The organism is Nocardiopsis prasina DSM 43845 (assembly GCF_000341265.1).
GTDB lineage: Bacteria > Actinomycetota > Actinomycetes > Streptosporangiales > Streptosporangiaceae > Nocardiopsis > Nocardiopsis prasina.
The window spans coordinates 1-5,006 of record NZ_ANAE01000053.1 but is presented as its reverse complement, the minus strand read 5'-3'; the positions used below and the strand labels follow the sequence as shown (position 1 = coordinate 5,006).

The following is a 5,006-nucleotide window of genomic DNA, read 5'->3' as shown; positions in this document are numbered from 1 at the left end:
GGGAGTCGCCAGCCGCTACCCGCTGGCGCTGGCGACGGGCATGGGGCTCAACGTCCTCGTCGCCTACTCACTGGCGCCGCAGATGACCTGGGCCGATGCGATGGGCGTGCTGATCCTCGAAGGCGTCGTCCTGCTCGTGCTGGTACTGACCGGGTTCCGCACCGCCGTGTTCCGGGCCATTCCGCCCGAGCTGAAGACCGCCATCGCGGTGGGCGTGGGCATGTTCCTGGCGCTGGTGGGCTTCGTCAACGCCGGCTTCGTCCGGCGCGTGCCCGACGCCGCCGACTCGACCGTTCCGGTCCAGCTGGGCGACGGCGGGTCCCTGGCCGGATGGCCCGTCCTCGTGTTCGTCATCGGCCTGGTGCTGACCATCGCGCTCATCGTGAACCGGGTGCGCGGAGCCATGCTGCTGGGGATCGTCGTGGCCACCGTCGTAGCGATCGTCATCGAGACCGTCGCGCACATCGGGCCCATGGACGACGGTACGAGCGGCGGGAACCCCGCAGGCTGGTCGCTGACCGTCCCGTCGCTGCCCACGTCGTTCGGCGACGTGGTCTCCCTGCCGGACTTCAGCCTGATCGGGCGGTTCAACCTGTTCGGCAGCTTCGCCAACGCCGGAACCGTAGCGGTCATCCTGCTGATCTTCACGCTGCTGCTGGCGGACTTCTTCGACACGATGGGCACCATGGTGGGCGTCGCCGGCCAGGCCGGCCTGCTCGACGAGGACGGCAACGTGCCGCGCGCCCGCGAGGTGCTGATCGTCGACTCGCTCGGCACCATCGGCGGCGGTCTCGCCCCTTCCTCGGTGAACACGGTGTTCGCGGAGTCCGCGGCGGGTGTGGGCGAAGGGGCGCGCACCGGTATCGCCCCCGTCGTCACCGGAGCGCTCTTCCTGGTCGCGACGCTGTTCTCGCCGCTGGTGCAGCTGGTGCCGTTCGAGGCCGCCACACCGGTGCTCATCATCGTCGGCTTCATGATGGTCACCCAGATCACCCGGATCCCCTTCTCCGACTACGCGATCGGGATCCCGGCGTTCCTCACCATCGTGATGATGCCCTTCACCTACTCGATCGCCAACGGCATCGGTGTCGGGTTCATCAGCTACACGATCATCAAAATCGTCCAGGGCCGGATCCGCGACATCCACCCCCTGCTGTGGATCGTCGCGGTCGCCTTCGCGGTGTACTTCGCGCTGGGGCCGATCGAGCAGATGCTGGGCCTGTGATCCGCTGACCCGCTGACCCGGGGCCGGGCGCAGGCGGGTGCGCCGACCGCTGCGCCCGGCCCCGTCGGACCAGGCTGGGGACGGGGCGCTCGCCCGTCGCCGGGCGGCCCCTCGAACGGCCGCCAGGTGTAGCCGCCGGGCTCCCGGGGAATGGTCACCAAGCTCGATTTTGTTAGCAAAAGTAATGAGTTCTGCTAATGGCGAAGTCTCCGCTGTCCCGCCAGATCAGGACCGACGCCGGACTGGCGTCGGTCCTGCGCGTCACCGTGGGCCGACTGGCACGGAGGCTGCGGGCCCAGCGGCCCGACGCGTCGGTGTCGCTGGGTCAGGGGGCGGCACTGTTCCCCCTGGCCCGCCACGGGGAGATGAGTCCGGGCGAACTGGCCGAACGGGAGAAGGTGCAGCCGCCGTCGATGACCCGGATCGTGGCGGCTCTGGAGGAACGCGGGCTGGTGCGGCGCACCAAGCACCCCGAGGACCAGCGCCGCCAGCTCGTCAGCATCACCGAGGACGGGCGGGAGCTGGTCCGGGCCGACCAGCGCCGTCGCGAGGCGTGGCTGGCCCGGCGCCTCAAGGAGCTGACACCGGAGGAGAAGGACACGTTGCGCCGGGCGGCGGAGATCCTGGACCGGTTGGCCGAGTCCTAGATCGCCCGTTCCGCAGGCGCACGGCCGTACCGAGGACCGAGGGGGGACGGGCGCGGGCCGAAGCGGCTGCGCGCACCGACAGGCCATGAGCGAGCCCGAGCGACCAGCCGAGTCCGTCTCCGACCCGCCCGGAGCGGACTCCGCCGACCGGGCCGAACCCGCATCCGGCGGATCCGCCGGATGCCCGCGACCCGGTGACGGTTCCGCACCCGGAGACGGGGACCGCGAGCCGCCGCGCCGCCGGTCCGTTCCGGGCAGCGCGATGTTCCGATCCCTGGCCATCCGCAACTACCGGCTCTTCGCCGCCGGCCAGATGGTCTCCAACAGCGGCACCTGGATGCAGCGCGTCGCCCAGGACTGGCTGGTGCTCCAGCTCAGCGGCGGCAGCGGCGTCGCCCTCGGTCTGGCCACCGCGCTGCAGTTCCTGCCCATGCTGCTGTTGGGCCTGTGGGGCGGAACCCTCGTCGACCGCCTCCCCAAACGCGGCCTGCTGATCGCCACCCAGGCCGCCATGGGCGTCCTCGCCGCCGGACTGGGCGTGCTCGCCACCCTCGGGGCCGCCCAGGTGTGGCACGTCTACGTCTTCGCTTTGGCCCTGGGCCTGGTCACCGTGGTCGACAACCCCGCACGCCAGACCTTCGTCGTGGAGATGGTCGGCGACCGCGACCTGCCCAACGCCGTCGCGCTCAACAGCGCCAGCTTCCAGTTCGGCCGCGTCGCCGGCCCCGCGATCGCCGGTCTGCTGATCGCGGCCATCGGCAGCGGCCCCGTCTTCCTGATCAACGCCGCGTCCTTCCTGGCGGTCCTCGGCGGCCTCTGGCTGATGCGGCCCGGCGAACTCGCGGTGACCGAGCGGGATCCGCGCACCAAGGGCCAGACCATGCAGGGCGTTCGCTACGTGCTGGCCCGCCCCGACTTGGTGCTGCTGCTGGTGATGACGATCTTCGTGCAGATGTTCGGCGCCAACGTGCAGAACCAGATCGCGCTGATGACCAACAACGTCTTCGAGACGGGAGCCGCCGCCTTCGGCACCGCGGCCGCGGCGCTGGCGGTCGGCGCCCTCGCGGGGGCCCTGGTCGCCGCGCGCCGGGAGCGGCCGCGGTTGCGCATCGTGCTCAGCGGCGCACTGGCGTTCGGCGTGCTCCAAGGGGTGGCCGCGGCAGCGCCGAGCTACGGCTGGTTCGTGGCCGCGCTGGTCGTCATGGGCGTGTCGTTCATGACCTTCACGACCTCGCTGAACGCGACGTTCCAACTCAGTGTGGAGCCGCAGATGCGCGGCCGGGTGATGAGCATCTACATGCTCGTGTTCCTGGGTGTGGCGCCGATCGGCGCCCCGATCGTCGGATTCCTGGCCGACGCGTTCGGCCCGCGTGCCAGCCTGGGAGTGGGCTCGGCGGTGAGCGTGCTCGTGGTCGTCGTCGTGGCACTCGTGCTGGCCCGCAGCCTGCGGGTTCGGGTTCGACTCGCGTTGCGGCGCCCGTTCGTGGACGTCACGGCACGTCCTGCGCGCACCGGCGGTGCCGACGGGACCGGCTGACCCGGCGCCGGCCGGCGCCTGTGCGTCGGTGCGCGCCTGCGGGCGGCGGTCCGCGGAAGCCCCTACCGCGCGGCTGTGCCCGCTGGCATGCTTCTGCGCACGATCATCGGGAAGGACGACGATGCGGGGTGGTGCATGAGGCTGTTCGTAGCGGTATACCCGCCGCAGGAGGTCCTGGACGAGGTGGGGCGCGTAGCGGGTGCGCTCAGCGCCGCCGACCGGCTCGACGTCGCCGGCGGTGCGCTGGACACCGCCGACCGGGGCGGTGATCCCGGTGCACGGCCGCGCCTGGGTCAGGGGCTGCGCTGGCGCGCCCCCGAGGAGTGGCACTTCACACTGCTGTTTTTGGGCGAGGTCGGTGAGCAGGAGCTGCCGCAGGTGCGGCGCAGACTCGCCGCCGCGGCCGCCCGGAGCGAGAGCCCGGAGGTCGCCGTGCGCGGCGGCGGCACGTTCCCGGGCGACACCGAGCAGGCGACGGTGCTGTGGGCCGGGCTCGAAGGCGACGTCGGCGCCGTGACCCTCCTGGCCGACCGCCTGCGCAAAGCCGCCCGAAAAGCCGGCCTCAAGGTCGACCGCCGCCCGTTCGTGCCGCATCTGACCCTGGCCACCCGCCGTCCGCCCACCGACATGACGGCGCTGCGGTACGGCCTCAGCGCCCTGGCCACCCCGTTCTGGACCGTCGGCGAGATCCACCTGGTCCGCAGCCACCACCCCCGGCGGCCCCGGTACCAGACCCTGACCACCTGGGAACTAGGCTGAAAACCGCCCGAACCGCCCACGGGTCGGGGGAACGGCGGGGATGTCCGCACCCCGCATCCGGACGCGGCGATCCCGCCCCGGAACGACGCGAGTAAGGCCGAACCACCATGAGCATGCTCACCAACAACCGGAAGCAGCGCTGGCTGCTGCCGACGGTGCTCGGTGCCATTGTGCTGATCGTCGTCGCCGGCGCCCTGATCGGCTGAGACCCGAGGCACCCTCCGGGAACGGTTCGGAGCGGGCCGCCGCACGGGTGCGGTGACGGGGCGCGGCTCGCCCGGCGAGCGCACACGGGACCCGCCCGGCGGGGCGGGCGCCGTATCGCCGCCGGACGCCGGAACCCGGGCCGGTGCCGCCGGCCCTACGCCGCCGCCGACGTGCGCGCCAGGGCCAGCTCCACCAGCCCGGCGTTGCCCGTGGCGGGGTTGCCGTCCGGGTCGCGCAGCGTGTCCTCCAGCCCGATGCGCACGCCGCGGCCGGCGGCCACTGCGGTCTCCAGCACCGGCCAGGCGGTCCGGTCGCGGCCGTGCAGCAGCCGCGGCAGGTCCAGTCCGGCCCGGTCGAGGACGCCGTCGATGGAGGACGCGTTGGCCAGCGCGTCCTCGGTGGCGGTCTGCATCGGCTCCACCAGGATCCGGAGGAACTCCTCGGCCAGACCGGAGGCGACCAGGATCCGCGCGGCTTCGGGCGTCCACACCCCGGCTTCGACGCCGACCCGGCGGTCGATCAGCAGTCGGCAGACCTCGACCGATCCGGGCTCGTGCAAGTTCACCGCCGCCGAGTCGGGCAGGGCGCTCCAGCGTTGCACCAGATCGTAGCGGCGCACGGGATCGGGTTC

At 72.3% G+C, this 5,006-nt stretch carries 5 protein-coding genes; 4 read left to right on the top strand and 1 reads right to left on the bottom strand.

Annotated elements, in window-relative coordinates:
- From D452_RS0101375 to thpR, 4 genes are all read left to right on the top strand, one after another.
- Positions 1-1,225: NCS2 family permease (locus tag D452_RS0101375; RefSeq protein WP_017542371.1), on the top strand; the 1,225-nt coding region annotated here is incomplete at its 5' end.
- Positions 1,226-1,422: 197 nt separating this feature from the next.
- Positions 1,423-1,872 (top strand): MarR family transcriptional regulator, encoded by a 450-nt coding sequence (locus D452_RS0101370; RefSeq protein WP_017542370.1) that lies wholly within the window; start codon positions 1,423-1,425, stop codon positions 1,870-1,872.
- A 262-nt stretch (positions 1,873-2,134) separates the two neighbouring features.
- Positions 2,135-3,409, top strand: coding sequence for an MFS transporter (locus D452_RS0101365; protein ID WP_040692872.1), 1,275 nt, complete (start codon positions 2,135-2,137; stop codon positions 3,407-3,409).
- A 135-nt stretch (positions 3,410-3,544) separates the two neighbouring features.
- A complete protein-coding gene (gene thpR / locus D452_RS0101360) occupies positions 3,545-4,168 on the top strand; it encodes an RNA 2',3'-cyclic phosphodiesterase (protein WP_026128869.1) in 624 nt (207 codons plus the stop codon).
- A 361-nt stretch (positions 4,169-4,529) separates the two neighbouring features.
- Here thpR and D452_RS0101350 read toward each other — a convergent pair.
- A partial coding sequence (locus D452_RS0101350) for a 3-keto-5-aminohexanoate cleavage protein (protein ID WP_017542366.1) occupies positions 4,530-5,006 on the bottom strand: 477 nt, incomplete at its 5' end.